This window comes from Streptomyces sp. NPDC021080 (assembly GCF_044333225.1).
Taxonomy (GTDB): domain Bacteria; phylum Actinomycetota; class Actinomycetes; order Streptomycetales; family Streptomycetaceae; genus Streptomyces.
Genome location: NZ_JBIRQM010000019.1, coordinates 171,018 through 186,374, shown reverse-complemented (window position 1 = coordinate 186,374; position 15,357 = coordinate 171,018). Strand labels below are relative to the sequence as shown.

Sequence of the window (15,357 nt, the reverse complement as noted above, 5' to 3'; positions counted from 1 at the left end):
CACCCCGCGTCGTGACGACGACCGCGGTGGCTTCCGTCGCGACGACAGCCGGGGCGGTGGCGACTTCCGCCGCGACGAGCGTCGGGGCGACGACCGCGGTGGCTTCCGCCGTGATCCGGACCGTCCCTCCTCCTACCGTCGTGACGAGCGGCCCAGCGGCCCGCGCCGCGACGACCGTGGTGGCAGCGGCGGCAGTGGCGGCGGATTCCGTCGGGACGACCGGGGCGAGCGTGGCGGCTTCCGTCGTGACGAGCGGCCGAGCACCCCGCGTCGTGACGACGACCGCGGTGGCTTCCGTCGCGACGACAGCCGGGGCGGTGGCGACTTCCGCCGCGACGAGCGTCGGGGCGACGACCGTGGCGGCTTCCGCCGTGATCCGGACCGTCCCTCCTCCTACCGTCGTGACGAGCGGCCGAGCACCCCGCGCCGTGACGACGACCGCGGTGGCTTCCGCCGCGACGACCGGGGCGGCAGCGACTTCCGCCGCGACGAGCGCAGGGACAGCGACCGTCCTCCGTTCCGTCGGGACGACCGGGGCGAGCGTGGCGACTTCCGTCGTGACGAGCGGCCGAGCACCCCGCGCCGTGACGACGACCGCGGTGGCTTCCGCCGCGACGACAGCCGGGGCGGCAGCGACTTCCGTGGCCGCGACGACCGTGGCCGCGACGACCGCGGTCGCGGTGGACCCCGCCGTGACGACCGGGGCGGGCGCCCCGGCGGCTTCCGCGGCCGCGACGACCGCGGGGGCGACGACCGGCGCGGTGGCGGCCGTCACCGCGACGAACGGGACCGTGACCGTGAGCCGATCAAGCGGCTGCCGATCCCGGACGACGTCACGGGCGAGGAGATCGACCAGGACGTACGGCAGGAGCTCCTCAGCCTGCCCAAGGGCCTGGCCGAGGACGTCTCCCGCAACCTGGTGATGGTCGCCCGGCTCATCGACGAGGACCCCGAGGCCGCCTACGCGTACTCGAGGATCGCCCTGCGGCTGGCCTCCCGTGTCGCCGCCGTGCGCGAGGCCGCCGGCTTCGCCGCGTACGCGAACCAGAAGTTCAGCGAGGCGCTCGCCGAGTTCCGCGCCGCGCGCCGGATGACCGGCAGCGTGGAGCTGTGGCCCGTGATGGCCGACTGCGAGCGCGGCCTCGGCCGGCCCGAGAAGGCGCTGGAGATGGCCGGGGCGCCCGAGGTCCACAAGCTGGACAAGGCGAGCCAGGTTGAGATGCGGCTCGTGGCGGCCGGTGCCCGGCGTGACATGGACCAGCTCGACGCTGCCATCGTCACCCTGCAGAGCCCCGAGCTCGCCTCGAACTCCGTCCAGCCCTGGACCGCTCGGCTGCGCTACGCCTACGCCGACGCGCTCCTCGCCGCCGGACGTGAGGGCGAGGCACGCGAGTGGTTCGCCAAGACCGTCGAGTCCGACAAGGACGGCAGCACGGACGCCTCCGACCGGCTCGCCGAGATGGACGGCGTCGAGTTCGTGGACGCTCTCGTCGAGGACGACGACGAGGCCGGGACCGCGGACACGACCGAGGTCGTGACCGAGACCCGCGCCGAGGACGAGCCCCAGGACGCGGACGACGAGGACGACGTCGAGGACGACGAGGACGACGAGGACGACGCGATCGAGTCCGTGACCACGGACAGGATCACGGACGACGCCGACGACCTCGACGAAGAGGACGACGAAGAGGACGAGGACGACGACGAGGACGACGCGCCTCACCGTCCTCAGAGCTGACGCCGGACACCACGGCGCAAACACGTGGGCGGCGGGACACCGGAAGGTGTCCCGCCGCCCACGTGGCGTTTCCGGAGGCGCTGCCCGGGACGGCGGCCCTCAGGGAGTGAGCGTCCGCAGGACCAGCCCCGACGCCGGCTTCGGGCCGAAGGAGGTCGACTTGCGCGGCATCGTGACCCCCTGGCGCGCGAGTTCGCGTACGACCTCCTCGTGGACCGGGTGCATCAGGACGGCCGTGCCCCCGTCGCGCTCCGCCTTCTCGACCGTGGCGGTCGTGTCGTGGATGTACGCGATGTGGGCGGGGGAGTCCTCCGGGATGCCCCACACGTGGTCGAGGAGCGTGGCGTGCAGGACCGTGGCGTCCAGCGCCCGCCAGGCCTCCGGGTGCCCGGCCGGGATCGTACGGGCGAGCAGGTCCGGCGACGGGCGGTCGACGAGGTGGAAGGTGCCGTCGCCGGCGAGGAGGAAGGCGTTCCCCTCGGCCGCCGCCGCGGCGAGGGCCTCCAGCGCCTCGGCGAGGGGCACGTCGAGGTGGCGTACACGGAATGAGTCGCCGAGAGCGGCCAGCGCCCCGGCGACCGGCAGGCGGTGCAGCAGACGGTGGATGGCCCGGACGCGCAGCGGGTACCGGGCGGTGTCCACCAGGAGGACCAGACCGTAGTCCCAGGGGCTCGGGGAAGGATGCTCCGCGCGTAGACGCAGATACGTCGCCCAGCGGTGATGGCCGTCGGCGATCAGGGCCTGGTGCCGGCCGAGGTCCGTACGGATCTCCGTCAGTTCCGCCGGATCGGTGACCGCCCACAGGCGATGGCTGATGCCGTCCTCCGTGGTGGTGGACAGCAGCGGCGGCAGGGCGACGGTGCGTTCGATGACGGCACCGGCTCCGTACCCGGAACCGTTGCCGCGATAGGTCAGCAGCAGGGGTTCGAGGTTCGCGGACGTGGCGCGCATCAGCGCAGCGCGGTCCGCGATGACGTGCGGCATCACGTCCTCGTGCGGGAGCACGACACCGTCGGCCGGATCGGACAGGCGCAGATTGCCGATCACGCCGCGTTGCAGCAGATCGCCGTCGCGCTGCTCGTACACGTACAGGCCCGGCTCGGGATCGGTGGCCAGGACGCCCTCGGACAGCCAGCGGCGCAGTGTGTCGGCGGCCTGCCGGTTGCGGGCGTCGGGGGTGCCGTCCTGCGGGAGGATCAGCCGGACGATGTTGTACGGATCGGCCGATTCGAGTTCGAGCAGTCCGTCGGGCCGGACGATCACGTCGTACGGCGGGGACGTCACGGCGGCCAGGCTGCCGACCCGGTCGGGGTCGTAGCGCAGACCTCGGAACGGGGTGAGTTCGAGGCCGCTGCCTGCCGGTGTTTCCTCCTCGGGACCTGCATAGTTCATTGGGGCATCGTAAGTGTGACGGTGGCATGCGCGATGATCGGGGGAAAGGGATCTAACGAGGAGCGATGCGCAATGAGCCAGACCGTCAGGACACGGCCCGAAGGCAGTGGGCAGGCCCTGAGCGAGGCGTACGACACCGCGCTGCTGGACCTGGACGGTGTGGTGTACGCGGGCGGTGACGCCATCGCCCATGCGGTGAACTCGCTGGCGACGGCGCGCGCGGGCGGAATGCACCTCGCGTACGTCACCAACAACGCGCTGCGCACTCCGGACGCGGTCGCCGGGCACCTCACGGAGCTGGGCATACCGACGGTGGCCCCGGACGTCATCACCTCGGCGCAGGCCGTGGCCCGGCTCATCGGCGAGCAGGTGCCGGCCGGGGCGCGTGTCCTGGTGATCGGCGGCGAGGGGCTGCGGGTCGCGCTCCGCGAGCGCGGTCTCGAGCCGGTCGACTCGGCGGAGGACGAGCCCGCCGCGGTCGTCCAGGGGTACGGCGGTCCCGATCTGACCTGGTCCCGCTTCGCGGAGGCCTGCTACGCCATCGCACGCGGTGTTCCCTGGTTCGCGTCCAACACGGATCTGACGATTCCGGGCGCGCGCGGGATCGCGCCCGGCAACGGCGCGGCGGTGGAGGTCGTCCGCATCGCCACGGGCGCCGAGCCGCAGGTGGCGGGCAAGCCGCTGCCCCCGATGCACCGCGAGACGATCCTGCGGACCGGGGCCGAGCGGCCGCTGGTGGTCGGGGACCGGCTGGACACGGACATCGAGGGCGCGTTCAACGGAGAGGTGGACTCGCTGCTCGTCCTCACCGGCGTGACGGACGGCGCGCAGCTCCTCGCCGCGCCGCCGAAGCACCGTCCGACGTATGTCGACGCCGATCTGCGCGGGATGCTCACCGGGCAGCCCGAGGTCGTCGAGGCGGGCGACGGGTTCCGCTGCGGCGGCTGGACGGCGACGGCGGGCGGCGAGGAACTGGAGCTGACGGGCGAGGGCGAGGCCCTCGACGGACTGCGGGCCCTGTGCGCGGCGGCGTGGACGGCCGCGGGCGAGGGCGCGTGCGAGCTGGACGGGGGCAAGGCGCTGGCACGGCTGGGCCTCTAGGCGTTCCGGGCGCCCGCGCAGGGGTCACACAGGGGTGTTGACCCAGGTCTCGGTGCGGCCGGGCGCCCGGGAAGTGCAGGGATGGCCCGGGCCTCGGTGCGGGGCGGGTGCGTGGGCCCATCGAAACGCAATGCGAGGGTAGGCTAACCTAACCTCGTGTTGGTCGACAGTCCTCCTGAACAGCGCGCGGAAACCGCCCCCGCGCCCCCGACCCGCCGGGCGATACGGGCCTTCGGGCTCCTCGTCTCCGTGGGCGTCCTGCTGCTGGTCGCGCTGGCGAGCATCGCGATCGGCGCGAAGGCGCTGCCGCCGGCCCAGGTGTGGCACGGCCTGTTCCACGACACCGGGACGTACGCGGACGTCGTGGTCGGTGACCGGATCTCGCGCACCGTGCTCGGGCTGCTGGTCGGCGCCGCGCTCGGGCTGTCCGGTGCCGTCCTCCAGGCGCTCACCCGCAATCCGCTGGCCGACCCCGGTCTGCTCGGGATCAACGCGGGCGCGTCCGCCGCCGTCGTCACCGCGATCACCTACTTCGGCGTCACCTCGCTGAGCGGCTACGTCTGGTTCGCCTTCGTCGGCGCGGCGGCGGTCGGAGCGCTGGTCTGGTTCCTGGGCGGCAGCCGGGGCGCCACCCCGGTGCGGCTCGCGCTCGCCGGAACCGCCATCAGCGCCGCGCTGTACGGCTATCTGCAGGCCGTGATGATCATGGACGACGCGGCGCTCGGCAAGATGCGCTTCTGGACCGTCGGTTCGCTCTCCTCGGCGACCGACGCGACGATCGCGCAGGTGGCCCCCTTCCTGGCTGTCGGCACCCTGCTCGCCCTGGCCCTCGCCCGGCCGCTGAACGCGGTGGCCATGGGCGACGACACCGCCCGCGCGCTCGGCGCCAACCTGAACCGCACCCGCGCGCTGTCCATGGCCGCCGCGACCGTGCTGTGCGGCGCCGCGACCGCCGCCTGCGGGCCGATCGTGTTCGTCGGGCTCATGGTCCCCCACGCCGTCCGTTCCTTCACCGGCCCCGACCTGCGCTGGATCCTGCCGTACGCCACTGTGCTGTCGCCCGTGCTGCTGCTCGGCGCCGATGTCCTGGGGCGGATGGTCGCCCGGCCCGCGGAGCTTCAGGTCGGCATCGTCACCGCCGTGCTGGGCGGTCCGGTCTTCATCTTTCTCGTACGGCGACGGAGGACGGCGCAGCTGTGACGACCCCAGGTGTCCGAAGCATCCGAAACCCCCTCGGCCGACGCGCCCCGGGACTTCGCACGCGCCGCGTCCGGGCCCTCCGGACCGCCGGCGGGCTGTCCGTCCGGCTCGACCTCCGCACGTTCACCGTGGTCGTCCTGCTGCTGGTGGCCGCGGCCGCGGCGAGTGTCGTGCTCATCGGCACCGGCGACTTCCCGATCCCGGCCGGCGACGTGCTCAGGACCCTGGCCGGCGACGGCAGCCCCGGCCAGGAGTTCATCGTCAACGAGCTGCGGCTGCCGCGCGTTCTCGTCGGGCTGCTGGTGGGGGCCTCGCTCGGGCTCGCCGGAGCGCTCTTCCAGTCCGTGTCCCGCAACCCGCTGGGCAGCCCCGACGTGCTCGGTCTCGGGCAGGGTTCCACGGCCGGCGCGCTCGTCATGATCGTGCTGTACTCGGGCAGCGCGACCGAGGTCGCCCTCGGGGCGCTCGTCGGCGGACTCGTGACCGGGCTCGCCATCTATCTGCTCGCCTGGAAGCGGGGCGTGCACGGCTACCGCCTGGTGCTGGTCGGCATCGGTGTCTCCGCGATCGTCACGGCGGTCAACGGTTATCTCCTCACCAAGGCCGATCTCGTCGACGCGGCCCGTGCCGTCGTCTGGATGACCGGCTCCCTCAACGGCCGGGACTGGGCGCAGGTCTGGCCCCTGCTCATCATGTGCGCCGTCCTCGTCCCCCTGGTCCTCGGCAACGCGCGCGGGCTGCGGATGCTGGAGATGGGCGACGACGTGTCGTACGCCCTCGGTGTGAGCGTCGAACGGACGCGGCTGCTGCTGATGGTGGCCGCCGTGCTGCTCACCTCGGGTGCCACCGCCGCCGCGGGCCCCGTCGGCTTCGTGGCGCTCACCGCACCGCAGCTGGCCAGACGGCTCACCCGGTCGCCCGGACCGAACCTGATGGCGTCGACGTGCATGGGCGCGACCCTGCTCGTCGTCGCCGACTGGGCCTCGCAGCGGGCCTTCGGCGCCGACCAGCTGCCGGTCGGCGTGGTGACCGGCGTCCTCGGCGGCGTCTACCTGCTGTGGCTGCTGGTCACCGAGCGCAAGGCGGGCCGGATATGAGCGGCCCGGTGAGGCCGGCCGCGCGAGGACCGAAGAACGCGGCGCACGCGAACGACCAGGCGCACGAGAACACCCCAAGGAGCACTGTGAACCGCCTGTCCGCAGACGACGTCACCCTCGGCTACGACCAGCGCGTCATCGCGGAGAAGTTGTCGGTGGAGATTCCCGACCACTCCTTCACGGTGATCGTCGGTCCGAACGCCTGCGGCAAGTCCACCCTGCTGCGCGCCCTGTCCCGCATGCTGAAGCCGTCGTCCGGGCGGGTGCTGCTCGACGGACAGACGATCCAGTCGATGCCCGCCAAGAAGGTGGCGCGCACCCTCGGACTGCTGCCGCAGTCGTCGATCGCGCCGGACGGGATCACCGTCGGCGACCTCGTCGGCCGGGGCCGCTACCCGCACCAGGGCCTGCTGCGCCAGTGGTCGGCGGAGGACGAGCGGGTGGTCCGGGAGTCGATGGCCTCGACCGGGGTCGCCGAGCTCGCCGATCGCTATGTCGACGAATTGTCGGGCGGCCAGCGCCAGCGCGTGTGGATCGCGATGGCGCTCGCGCAGCAGACCCCGCTGCTCCTGCTGGACGAGCCGACGACCTACCTCGACATCCAGCACCAGATCGACGTCCTCGACCTGTGCGCCGAGCTCCACGAGACGCAGGGCCGCACCCTGGTCGCCGTCCTGCACGACCTCAACCACGCGGCCCGCTACGCCACCCACCTGATCGCGCTGCGCGACGGCCAGGTCATCGCCGAGGGCGCCCCGAACGACATCGTCACGGCCGAACTGGTCGAGGAGGTCTTCGGGCTGCGCTGCCAGGTCATCGACGACCCCGAGACCGGGACCCCGCTCGTGGTGCCCGCGGCCCGCAAGGCCAGGGTCCGCGCCGCCGTGGCCGCTACAGAAGCGTCCTGAGCCGCAGCAGGTCGCGCAGGCCCGCCTCCAGCTTCACCCGGCCCGAGCCCCAGGCCTTCGCGAAGTTCAGCTCGCCGTTGACCATCGACACCAGGTCGTCGCCCTTCATGGTGAGCCGGATCTGGGCCCGCTCGGGGGGCGGGCCCTGGAGCGTGTCGAGCACCTCGATCCGGCCACCTTTGAGGCGGCCGACGAAGGTGATGTCCAGGTCGGTGATCCGGCAGCTCAGCGAGCGGTCCAGGGCCGCGGCGGCGCGTACGTCGCCGTCGGCGCCCGCCATGTTGTCCGAAAGCTTGTCGAGTGCGGTGCGGCACTCCTCAGTCGTCGCCATCGTGATCGACGGTACCGCAGCCCTTCGCGGTAGCGTCGGGGCATGAACGACTCAGTCCCCGAGGACGAGCTCCGCGAGGCCATGACCGCGGGAGAGCCCGCCCCGCCCGCGGAGGCGGACCCGGAACCCGCGTACGACCCCGCGGCACCGGCCCCGCTGAACGTCCCGCGGGTCCCGACGGGCGACCCCGGCGTCGACGCCGGGCTCGACCGGCTGGCCGACGCCGACCACCTCGCCACGGACGGGCACCTCGAGGTGTACGAGGATGTGCACCGGGGGCTGCGCGACGCGCTCACCGCGCTCGACGTCCGCCCGGGAGTCCCGGCTCCCGCCGGCCACCCGGCCGCCGCCGCTCAATGAGATCCTTCGGGACACCGGGAACCCTCGGGTGCACCCCGGGAATCCCCGGGACGCCCGGAGAACCTTCCGGGCGCCCCTTTCCATCGCCGTACGACCGCAGGAGCTGAACCGAACGTGGCAGGAGTGGCACGCCGCCGCCTCGACGCCGAGCTGGTCCGCAGGAAGCTCGCCCGCTCGCGCGAGCACGCCGGACAGCTGATCGCCGCGGGCCGGGTCAGCGTGGGCAAGACCCTCGCGACCAAGCCCGCCACGCAGGTCGAGACCGCGGCGGCGATCGTGGTCAGCAAGGACGACAGCGACCCCGACTACGTCTCGCGCGGCGGACACAAACTCGCCGGCGCGCTCGCCGTCTTCGGGCCGCAGGGCCTGAAGGTCGAGGGACGGCGGGCGCTGGACGCCGGCGCGTCCACCGGGGGCTTCACCGACGTACTGCTGCGCGCGGGCGCCGCCCATGTCGTCGCCGTGGACGTCGGTTACGGACAACTCGCCTGGTCTCTCCAGAGCGATGAACGCGTCACCGTCAAGGACCGTACGAACGTACGCGAGTTGACGTTGGAGGCGATCGATGGGGAGCCCGTGGACCTTGTTGTCGGGGATCTGTCCTTCATCCCGCTCGGACTGGTGCTGCCCGCCCTCGCGCGGTGCACGGCGCCGGATGCCGATCTGGTGATGATGGTCAAGCCGCAGTTCGAGGTGGGGAAGGACCGGCTGGGCAGCGGCGGTGTCGTGCGCAGTCCGGAGCTGCGCGCCGAGACCGTGCGCGGCGTGGCGGGGCGAGCCCAGGAGCTGGGGCTCGGAGTCAAGGGTGTGACAGCGAGCCCGTTGCCCGGACCGTCGGGCAACGTCGAGTACTTTCTTTGGCTGCGGGCCGGGGCACCCGAACTCGACCCGGCCGACGTTGACCGTGCAGTGGCGGAGGGGCCGCGTTGACACAGACCCGAGCTCGTACTGTTTTCCTGCTGGCCCACACCGGGCGGCCGGCAGCCATCCGCAGCGCCGAGCTGGTCGTCCAGGGCCTGCTGCGTTCCGGGATCGGCGTACGGGTCCTCGCCGCCGAGGCGGCCGACCTGCCGTTGCCGCACGAGGTGGAACTGGTCCAGGAGGCGACCCCGCAGTGCCTCGACGGCTGCGAACTGCTCATCGTCCTCGGCGGTGACGGAACGCTGCTGCGCGGCGCCGAGTTCGCCCGCGCCTCCGGCGTGCCGATGCTCGGCGTCAACCTCGGGCGGGTCGGCTTCCTCGCCGAGGCCGAGCGCGACGACCTGGACAAGGTCGTCGACCGGGTCGTCACCAAGGCCTACGAGGTCGAGGAACGCATGACGGTCGACGTCGTCGTGCACCGCAACGGCGACATCGTGCACACCGACTGGGCGCTGAACGAGGCGGCCGTGCAGAAGGTCTCCGCCGAGAAGCTCCTGGAAGTGGTGCTGGAGATCGACGGGCGGCCCGTGACCGGGTTCGGCTGCGACGGGATCGTCTGCGCGACTCCGACCGGGTCGACGGCGTACGCCTTCTCCGCGGGCGGGCCCGTGGTCTGGCCCGAGGTCGAGGCGCTGCTGATGGTGCCGATCAGCGCGCACGCCCTGTTCGCCAAGCCGCTGGTGACCTCGCCGGACTCGGTGCTCGCCGTGGAGGTGCTGCCGCACGTCCCGCCGGGTGTGCTGTGGTGCGACGGACGGCGGACGGTGGAGCTCCCGCCGGGCGCACGGGTCGAGGTGCGGCGCGGTGCCGTGCCGGTGCGGCTCGCCCGGCTGCACCACGCGTCCTTCACCGACCGGCTCGTCGCCAAGTTCGCGCTCCCGGTCTCCGGGTGGCGCGGGGCACCGCACTAGGCCCCGGGAAGACCTGCGGCACCCGGGTCCGCCCGGGTGCCGGGCCGTCTTCGGGCCCCCTCCGCACGGTCCGTCGGCGAACGAGACCACCCCCGGAAGGTAACGCTCGGTTCTCTTTGCGGGGGGCGGCGTCGCACGGCGCGAGGAAAACCTCGTATGGTCGGGGGCGTGTTGGAGGAGATGCGGATACGGTCGCTCGGAGTCATCGACGACGCGGTCGTCGAGCTGTCACCCGGTTTCACCGCCGTGACCGGTGAGACCGGCGCGGGCAAGACGATGGTGGTCACCAGCCTCGGGCTGCTGCTGGGCGGACGGGCCGACCCGGCCCTCGTGCGGATCGGCGCCAAGAGCGCGGTCGTGGAGGGGCGGATCAGCGTACCCGCGGGCGGGACGGCGGTCGTACGGGCCGAGGAGGCCGGTGCCGAGCTCGACGACGGCGTGCTGCTGGTCAGCCGTACCGTTTCGGCCGAAGGGCGTTCCCGCGCGCATCTGGGCGGACGCTCGGTGCCGGTGGGCGTGCTCGCCGAACTCGCCGACGAACTCGTCGCGGTGCACGGCCAGACCGACCAGCAGGGGCTGCTCAAGCTGTCCCGGCAGCGGCAGGCCCTGGACCGGTACGCGGGTGACGCGGTCGCCGTGCCGCTCGCCAAGTACGCGGGCGCCTACCGCCGGCTGCGAGCCATCTCGGCCGAGCTGGACGAGATCACCACCCGTGCGCGGGAACGGGTCCAGGAAGCCGACATGCTGCGCTTCGGGCTCGACGAGATCGCGGCCGTGGAGCCGCGCGCAGGCGAGGACACGGAGCTGGCCGCGGAGGCGGAACGGCTCGGTCACGCGGAGGCGCTGGCATCGGCCGCCACGGCCGCGCACGCCGCGCTCGCGGGCAACCCCGAGGACCCGGAGGGCATCGACGCGGCCACGCTCGTCGCGGGCGCCCACCGGGCACTGGAGGCCGTACGGTCGCACGACTCTGCTCTCGCCACGCTGTCCGGGCGGATCGGGGAGATCGCGATCCTGCTCGGCGACGTCGCGGGCGAACTCGCGGGCTACGCCGACGACCTCGACGCCGACCCGCTGCGGCTCGCGGCCGTCGAGGAGCGCAGGGCCGCGCTCACCCAGCTGACCCGTAAGTACGGTGCCGACATCGACGCCGTGCTCGCCTGGGCCGAGCAGAGCGCCGAGCGGCTCACCGAACTCGACGGCGACGACGACCGGATCGAGGAGCTGACCGCCGAACGGGACGCCCTGCGCGGCGAACTGGGCGGCCTCGCCCAGGCGCTGACGGACGCCCGCACGGAGGCCGCCGAACGGTTCGCCGCCGCCGTCACCGCCGAGCTGGCCTCGCTCGCCATGCCGCACGCGCGCGTGTCGTTCGAGATCCGGCAGACCGACGACCCGGAGGGGGTGGAGGTCGGCGGACGCCCGGTGGCCTACGGCCCGGCCGGTGTGGACGAGGTGGAGCTCCTGCTCGCCCCGCATCCCGGGGCGCCGCCGCGGCCCATCGCCAAGGGGGCCTCCGGCGGTGAACTCTCGCGCGTGATGCTCGCGGTGGAGGTCGTGTTCGCGGGGACCGACCCCGTGCCGACGTACCTCTTCGACGAGGTCGACGCGGGTGTCGGCGGCAAGGCCGCGGTCGAGATCGGGCGCCGGCTGGCGCGGCTCGCCAAGACCGCGCAGGTCGTCGTCGTGACCCATCTGCCGCAGGTGGCGGCCTTTGCCGACCGGCAGCTGCTGGTCGAGAAGACGAACGACGGCTCGGTGACCCGGTCCGGCGTGAAGGTGCTGGAGGGCGAGGAGCGGGTCCGCGAGCTGTCCCGGATGCTCGCCGGCCAGGAGGACTCCGAGACGGCCCGGGCCCACGCGGAGGAACTCCTGGCCACGGCCCGCGCAGACGCCTAGCGGGCGGTCCTGCCCCGTCCGGCGGGGGCCGGACCGCCCGGTGGCGGGGCCGGGACCGCCCGGCCGGTGGTTCCTCCCGTGCTGCTCCGCTTCTGTCACGCCTGCTCTTTTCACCCCCTCCGCCCCTGCCCTTCCCGTACCCGGGGCTCCGCCCCGGACCCCGCTCCTCAAACGCCGGAGGGGCTGAATCTTCCCCGCTGCCGAAAGGTGGGCCGGAGGGGCTGAACGACCTGTCCCCGGCCGGGAGCGGGAGCGGGGTGTCGGGCGGGGGAGCGCGGGCTCTCGGGTGCGCCGGGCATGGCGGTGCGCGCCTTTCGGTGCGCGGGTGCACCCTCGGCGCGGGGTGGCGTGAGACACGACGGGGGCCGCTCGGCCTCGGGCCGGCCCACGAGGCACGGGGAGTCACGGGTGTCACACGGGTTACGAGTGGTCCCGTCCTCCCCGGAATGGACCATTCATCACTCGTGCGGGTGACTGTCGTCGCCGGGTTGCCTTGTCTGACGTGCCCTCGTCGTGATGGCGGTGCCGGAACGCCCGGACGGCCTGGCATCCTTGGCGTAGTACGCGGTGCACGACGTGCGGTTCCCCTCCTCCGCAGGACCTTTCTGTACGTTTCCTCGTGACCGTCCGACGCCGAATCAGGAGCCCCGGCCACGTGAGCCACGTGAGCAGCCACTCACCGCACGGCCAGTCGCCGCTGCGCACCGTGCAGGTGCTCGGCGGCGGAAGCGCGGGCAGCAGCGCGCACGTGCGGTCGCTGGCGGCGGGTCTGGTCGCCCGAGGGGTCCGAGTCACCGTCTGCGCTCCCGCCGAGGCGGACCGCGTGTACGGGTTCACCGGGGTCGGCGCGCACCACGTTCCCGTGCCCCGCAGCAGCGACCCCGCCTCGGTGTCCGCGCTGCGGGCGGCCTGCGCGGACGCCGATCTCGTGCACGCGCACGGGATCCACGCGGCGCTGCGGGCGGCGCTGGCACTCAGCGGACGGCGTGTTCCCCTCGTCGTCACCTGGCACACCCGCTCGGAGGCCGACGGCGCCCGGGCCCAGGTCCTGCGGCTCCTCGAACGACGGGTCGCCCGAGCCGCCGCCGTGGTGCTCGGCACCTCGTCCGACCTGGTGGACCGGGCCCGCAGGAGGGGAGCCCGTGACGCGCGGCTCGCCGCCGTCGCGTTCCCGGCTCCGCGCCCGCCCGCCGAGCCGGTGGAAACCGACGGGTTCCGGCACAAGACGCGGGCCGAACTCGGCGCGACCGACCGTCCGTTGCTCATCACGGTCGGCTCGCTCGACCGGCACCGCGGCTACCACACGCTCCTCGACGCCTCGCGCGCCTGGTGCCGCCTCGATCCCGTGCCGCTGCTGGTGATCGCGGGGGAGGGGCCGCTGCGCGCGGTTCTCCAGCGCCGGATCGAGGACGAGGAGCTGCCGGTCCGGCTCGTCGGGCGGCGCGAGGACGTCACGGAACTGCTGGCGGCGGCCGACCTGGTCCTGCTGCCCAGTCGGTGGGAGTCGCGCTCGCTGCTGGCGCAGGAGGCCCTTCACGCGCGCGTCCCGCTCGTCGCCACGGCGGTCGGGGGCATCCCCGAGATGGTCGGTGACGCGGCCGAGCTCGTGCCGTACGGGAACGCGAAGGCGCTCGCCGACGCCGTCCTACGGCTGCTTGCCGATCCCGCGCGCCGGGAGGTCCTGCGGGAGAAGGGCGCCCGGCAGGCCGCCACCTGGCCGACCGAGGACGAGACGGTCGCCCAGGTGCTCAGCGTCTACGACGAGTTCACCCGGTTCCGGCCCCTGGTCTGACGCCGGTCGGCCGGCGGTCCTCAGGGAACGTGTCTGCGTGCCCGCAGCGCCAGGCTCAACGCCAGTACCGTCTGCGGGTCGTCGAGGTCCATGCCCAGCAACTCGCCGATCCTGGCGAGGCGGTTGTAGAGGGTCTGCCGGTTGAGATGCAGTTCGCGGGCGGTCTCCGCCTTGCGGCCCGCGTGCGCCAAGTACGTCTGCAGGGTGGGCAGAAGAGGCGGCTTGGAGCGGACGTCGTGGTCGCACAGCGGGCCGATCGCGCGCTCCACGAACGCGGCCAGGTCGGGATGCTCGCGCAGGCGCCACAGCAGCAGGTCGATGTCCAGCCGGCGGGCGTCGTACCAGGGCCGGTCCGACAGGCCCTGCGCGGCCGTCGCCGTCTCCGCCGCGTGCCGCAGGCCGGCCGACGCGGCCGCCCAGCCACCGGCGACCCCGACCACCACCACCGGCGGCTGCGCCCCGGGCCGCTGCATGCCCGCTCGCTCCACCCCGGCGCGCAGCGCCGCCGCGACCCGGTCCGCGACGGCCGCCCGCTCGGACTCCGAACGCAGGCCGAGGAGCAGCGGCACCCGCCCCTCCACAGGACGCACGCCCAGCAGGACCGGCACCCCCACCGAGGCCAGCTCCTCGGCGACGGCGCGGGCCAGGACCGCCCAGCCGCCGCCGGGGGCGAGGCCGTCCGCGAGCCGCATCACGACCGGAAGGAGCGGGCTCGCGCCGGGCTTGAAGCCGAGCACACGGGCCTGCGCCGGCGCGTCCTCGGCCTCGATACGGCCCTCGGCGAGGTCGGTCAGGAAGTCGCCGCGCCCCCGTGCGGCCAGTTCCTCCTCCTGGCGGGCCTGCATCAGCACGACGGCCAGGATGCCGGCGGCCCGCTCGGCGGCGATCCGGTGCACGGGGGCGACCGGCGCGCCGACGGGCAGCAGCACCAGACGGGCCCGTACGGAGCCGGTGCCGGGGCCGCCGCCCGGCACGTCCACCAGGGTGGTCCCCGCGGGCGGCTCCTCCTTGTGCTGGCCGCGCAGCCCCTCCCAGACCTGGAGCGGATCGGCGCCCGTCGAACCGGCCCCGGCCGCGTACAGCAGCTGTCCGTCGGCCGTCTCCAGGAAGACCGGGTTGCCGCTGAAGTCGGCGAGGATGCGCAGGACCTGAGGGACTCCGCCGCCGCCGAGCAGGGCCTCGGTGCAGCGCCGGTGCACCTCCTCGGCCTGCTGGAGCAGTGCGTAGTGGCCGTTGACGATCTCGGTGTGGACCTCCTCCGTCACCGTCACGAAGGGCACCTCGCGGTGCAGCGCGACCAGCGGCAGGCCGGTGGACCGCGCGGTCTCCACGAGCGCGGCGGGGAGCCGGGCGAAGCGCGGGCCGAGCTCCACGACGAGCGCCGCGATCCCGCGCTCGGCGAGGGTGCGGACGAACGCGCGCTGGTCGGCGGGCCGGGTGCCGAGACCGTATCCGGTGGTCAGCAGCAGCTCGCCGCCCTTGAGCAGCGAGGCGATGTTCGGCACCTCGCCCGCGTGCACCCAGCGCACGGTCCGCTGCAGCCGGTCGGCCCCCGCGATGATCTCCGGCAGGCCGCTGCGCAGTCCGGGCAGCTCGAGGGCCCGCTGCACGGTGATTCCGGCACCCTGGGTGTCGTAACGGCTGTCCATGGAGCGGACGCTACCCGCGCACGGCTCGCGGAGGCATCTCAGGGCCGTCCGCGGGCGA

General features: G+C 73.7%; 13 protein-coding genes and 1 pseudogene. 11 read left to right on the top strand and 3 right to left on the bottom strand.

Annotated elements, in window-relative coordinates; all coding sequences use genetic code 11:
• Both ACH4S8_RS37130 and ACH4S8_RS37125 read left to right on the top strand, forming a co-directional pair.
• Nucleotides 1-793: pseudogene (locus tag ACH4S8_RS37130) on the top strand (hypothetical protein); the annotation flags it as partial.
• Between the two features lie 21 nt (nt 794-814).
• Nucleotides 815-1,738 (top strand): hypothetical protein, encoded by a 924-nt coding sequence (locus ACH4S8_RS37125; RefSeq protein ID WP_398402243.1) that lies wholly within the window; start codon nt 815-817, stop codon nt 1,736-1,738.
• 99 nt (nt 1,739-1,837) lie between these two features.
• Here the strand turns inward: ACH4S8_RS37125 and ACH4S8_RS37120 are convergent, their stop codons facing one another.
• The gene (locus ACH4S8_RS37120; RefSeq protein ID WP_398402216.1) at nt 1,838-3,130 is read right to left on the bottom strand and encodes a DUF1015 domain-containing protein; all 1,293 of its coding nucleotides are present in this window, start codon (nt 3,128-3,130) and stop codon (nt 1,838-1,840) included.
• Between the two features lie 72 nt (nt 3,131-3,202).
• Between ACH4S8_RS37120 and ACH4S8_RS37115 the strand changes: the two genes are divergently transcribed.
• The 4 genes from ACH4S8_RS37115 to ACH4S8_RS37100 all read left to right on the top strand — a co-directional run bounded on the left by ACH4S8_RS37115 (nt 3,203) and on the right by ACH4S8_RS37100 (nt 7,436).
• A complete protein-coding gene (locus ACH4S8_RS37115; protein WP_398402214.1) occupies nt 3,203-4,231 on the top strand; it encodes an HAD hydrolase-like protein in 1,029 nt (342 codons plus the stop codon).
• Nucleotides 4,232-4,387: 156 nt separating this feature from the next.
• Nucleotides 4,388-5,431: a FecCD family ABC transporter permease gene (locus tag ACH4S8_RS37110; protein ID WP_398402212.1), complete on the top strand. Its 1,044-nt coding sequence runs from the start codon at nt 4,388-4,390 to the stop codon at nt 5,429-5,431.
• Nucleotides 5,432-5,451: 20 nt separating this feature from the next.
• Nucleotides 5,452-6,528, top strand: a complete 1,077-nt coding sequence (locus ACH4S8_RS37105) for a FecCD family ABC transporter permease (RefSeq protein ID WP_398402241.1) — start codon at nt 5,452-5,454, stop codon at nt 6,526-6,528.
• Entirely contained in the window at nt 6,525-7,436 is a 912-nt protein-coding gene (locus tag ACH4S8_RS37100; protein WP_398402209.1) for an ABC transporter ATP-binding protein, read from the top strand. The genes ACH4S8_RS37105 and ACH4S8_RS37100 overlap by 4 nt, the downstream gene beginning before the upstream one ends.
• Here ACH4S8_RS37100 and ACH4S8_RS37095 read toward each other — a convergent pair.
• Nucleotides 7,420-7,767: an SCP2 sterol-binding domain-containing protein gene (locus ACH4S8_RS37095; protein WP_398402207.1), complete on the bottom strand. Its 348-nt coding sequence runs from the start codon at nt 7,765-7,767 to the stop codon at nt 7,420-7,422. The genes ACH4S8_RS37100 and ACH4S8_RS37095 overlap by 17 nt on opposite strands.
• 42 nt (nt 7,768-7,809) lie before the next feature.
• Here ACH4S8_RS37095 and ACH4S8_RS37090 point away from each other — a divergent pair, with 42 nt between their 5' ends.
• From ACH4S8_RS37090 to ACH4S8_RS37070, 5 genes are all read left to right on the top strand, one after another.
• Nucleotides 7,810-8,127 (top strand): hypothetical protein, encoded by a 318-nt coding sequence (locus tag ACH4S8_RS37090; RefSeq protein ID WP_398402205.1) that lies wholly within the window; start codon nt 7,810-7,812, stop codon nt 8,125-8,127.
• Between the two features lie 114 nt (nt 8,128-8,241).
• Nucleotides 8,242-9,057, top strand: a complete 816-nt coding sequence (locus tag ACH4S8_RS37085; protein ID WP_398402203.1) for a TlyA family RNA methyltransferase — start codon at nt 8,242-8,244, stop codon at nt 9,055-9,057.
• Entirely contained in the window at nt 9,054-9,959 is a 906-nt protein-coding gene (locus ACH4S8_RS37080; protein ID WP_355772652.1) for an NAD kinase, read from the top strand. The genes ACH4S8_RS37085 and ACH4S8_RS37080 overlap by 4 nt, the downstream gene beginning before the upstream one ends.
• A 156-nt stretch (nt 9,960-10,115) precedes the next feature.
• A complete protein-coding gene (gene recN / locus ACH4S8_RS37075) occupies nt 10,116-11,858 on the top strand; it encodes a DNA repair protein RecN (protein ID WP_398402200.1) in 1,743 nt (580 codons plus the stop codon).
• Between the two features lie 655 nt (nt 11,859-12,513).
• Entirely contained in the window at nt 12,514-13,650 is a 1,137-nt protein-coding gene (locus ACH4S8_RS37070) for a glycosyltransferase family 4 protein (RefSeq protein ID WP_398402198.1), read from the top strand.
• 20 nt (nt 13,651-13,670) lie between these two features.
• Here the strand turns inward: ACH4S8_RS37070 and ACH4S8_RS37065 are convergent, their stop codons facing one another.
• Entirely contained in the window at nt 13,671-15,299 is a 1,629-nt protein-coding gene (locus ACH4S8_RS37065; RefSeq protein ID WP_398402196.1) for a PucR family transcriptional regulator, read from the bottom strand.
• Nucleotides 15,300-15,357 lie beyond the last annotated feature (58 nt).

Bases quoted from the DNA above. Each gene is read 5' to 3' on its own strand.
- ACH4S8_RS37120 (WP_398402216.1), bottom strand. From the start codon at position 3,130: ATGAACTATGCAGGTCCCGAGGAGGAAACACCGGCAGGCAGCGGCCTC.
- ACH4S8_RS37115 (WP_398402214.1), top strand. From the start codon at position 3,203: ATGAGCCAGACCGTCAGGACACGGCCCGAAGGCAGTGGGCAGGCCCTG.
- ACH4S8_RS37095 (WP_398402207.1), bottom strand. From the start codon at position 7,767: ATGGCGACGACTGAGGAGTGCCGCACCGCACTCGACAAGCTTTCGGAC.
- ACH4S8_RS37100 (WP_398402209.1), top strand. From the start codon at position 6,525: ATGAGCGGCCCGGTGAGGCCGGCCGCGCGAGGACCGAAGAACGCGGCG.
- ACH4S8_RS37090 (WP_398402205.1), top strand. From the start codon at position 7,810: ATGAACGACTCAGTCCCCGAGGACGAGCTCCGCGAGGCCATGACCGCG.
- ACH4S8_RS37065 (WP_398402196.1), bottom strand. From the start codon at position 15,299: ATGGACAGCCGTTACGACACCCAGGGTGCCGGAATCACCGTGCAGCGG.
- recN (WP_398402200.1), top strand. From the start codon at position 10,116: ATGGTCGGGGGCGTGTTGGAGGAGATGCGGATACGGTCGCTCGGAGTC.